Annotated in this window: 1 protein-coding gene and 1 pseudogene; one reads left to right on the top strand and one right to left on the bottom strand. The window is 33.0% G+C overall.

The window, feature by feature from the left end; translation table 11 throughout:
• Positions 1-127: 127 nt before the first annotated feature.
• Positions 128-469 (top strand): annotated as a pseudogene (locus GBI16_RS18080) (HipA domain-containing protein); the annotation flags it as partial.
• 75 nt (positions 470-544) lie between these two features.
• On the opposite strand, the gene GBI16_RS18075 reads toward GBI16_RS18080, so the two are convergent.
• Positions 545-1504 carry a DNA/RNA non-specific endonuclease gene (locus tag GBI16_RS18075; RefSeq protein ID WP_005401574.1) on the bottom strand — a complete coding sequence of 320 codons (960 nt, stop codon included), beginning with the start codon at positions 1502-1504 and terminating at the stop codon, positions 545-547.
• Positions 1505-1516: the final 12 nt, after the last annotated feature.

Here is a 1516-nt window from a genome sequence, read left to right as displayed (position 1 = left end):
AAATTCATGCGCGTGTGGCAGTTCTGAATAGATTTACGGAATTAGGTAGACCTCGCACCCAAGTTGTGTCTTAAATTTGAATGGATTGGGGAGAACTCAGCTTTTGAATGTTTATGCAACAAAGCCAATCGGTAATGGTGAGGCACATCTTAAAAATTTTGCTCTGCAATATTCCCCTGATATGCAGAACATTTTTGTTTCACCACCATTTGATATTACACATACACTTATCTACGAATCTATTGATAATAAAATGGCTCTAAAACTTGCTGGAAGTAAGATGTTTCCAGATCTTTCTCACCTCATCAAATTGGCTGAAAGTGACCATTTTAGAATTAGAAATCCCAAAGAAATTATAGAATCCTTTAGTGAAAATATATTGGACTATCTTCATACCTCAAATGAGGTTCAGCTATTCGATGGATTGCGGACATCTATCGAACGTTCGATCTCAAACATTATGACTTAAAAATGATTTGTGTCATAAACATTTAGAAATTGCTGAATAAGTCCTTATCGAATTCTTTGTGCGACAAAAATTTACTTATTCAAATCTAAATCTATTCTGAAGCATATCAATATCCTTATCAGAAACACTAATTTCACATTGACTCTCAGCATCCCAGTAAGAATATTCAATTTCCTTATTTAAATTCAAATCTTTTGAACTCAAAGGTAAATTATATGTGTTCCGTTTTTGCTCCTCTGTTAATTGAGGAAATAAATTTATATTCAGCAACTCTTCTAAAAAGCATACACTCACGATCTTTACATCAGAAGAATCATTATTAGGTATATAGTAAGCCCCAATTGTTCCAGTTTTAGGAATATATATTGCTTTAAACACCGCATTAGGAATGATTACACCTTTTCCAATTGTTTTTAGTTTTCGCGAACTAAAAATAGGACCGGAAACAACATAAAGGTCTACTTTATTTCTAATTACAATCCCCCTTATCACATATTCTAAATTCGTAAGTACATCTAAATTAGCAACAGGAATTATATTCGCTAAAGAAAAACTATCAGATTTTGCCTCTTCATTTGACATATCTGCATTTGGAGCTACACGCCAACGAATATGTCCAGAACCACGGTAATCTGAAATTGTAGAACGATGATTAGAAGGAATTCTGAGTTCTTCATGAAAGTTGTCTTCCCGCGGTGCACTTTTACTTAATCGTTGTGGTGTTAAACTTTCTGCTACCCAAAGAGGTGTTTTAGCAACACCTGAATACATCACATTGAAGCCATTGAAACATAATGGGTAAGTATGCTTCGTTAAGCTTTCTTTAATTAAATAAGGTGGTGTATCTTTGTAGAATTGTTGAAGGCACTTTTTATCTGGAATAGGATGAAACTTACCCAAAAGTATGGACGAAATATAATCGTAATTAAATGCTAAGCTAAAACTACAAATGGCTATAATTGCCAGAACAAATTTAATAAAACTTCCATGAAAAAAATTAGATTTGGCTTTATATTGATTTTTAGGTCTTAGCATAACAATCCGATT

It is taken from the genome of Acinetobacter sp. TUM15064 (assembly GCF_008980265.1).
In the GTDB taxonomy this organism is placed as follows: domain Bacteria; phylum Pseudomonadota; class Gammaproteobacteria; order Pseudomonadales; family Moraxellaceae; genus Acinetobacter.
The sequence above is the reverse complement of the archived record's forward strand: the minus strand, read 5'-3'. Positions and strand labels throughout refer to the sequence as shown.

Excerpts from the sequence above, each read along its gene's own strand:
- GBI16_RS18075 (WP_005401574.1), bottom strand. The coding sequence starts at position 1,504 with ATGCTAAGACCTAAAAATCAATATAAAGCCAAATCTAATTTTTTTCAT.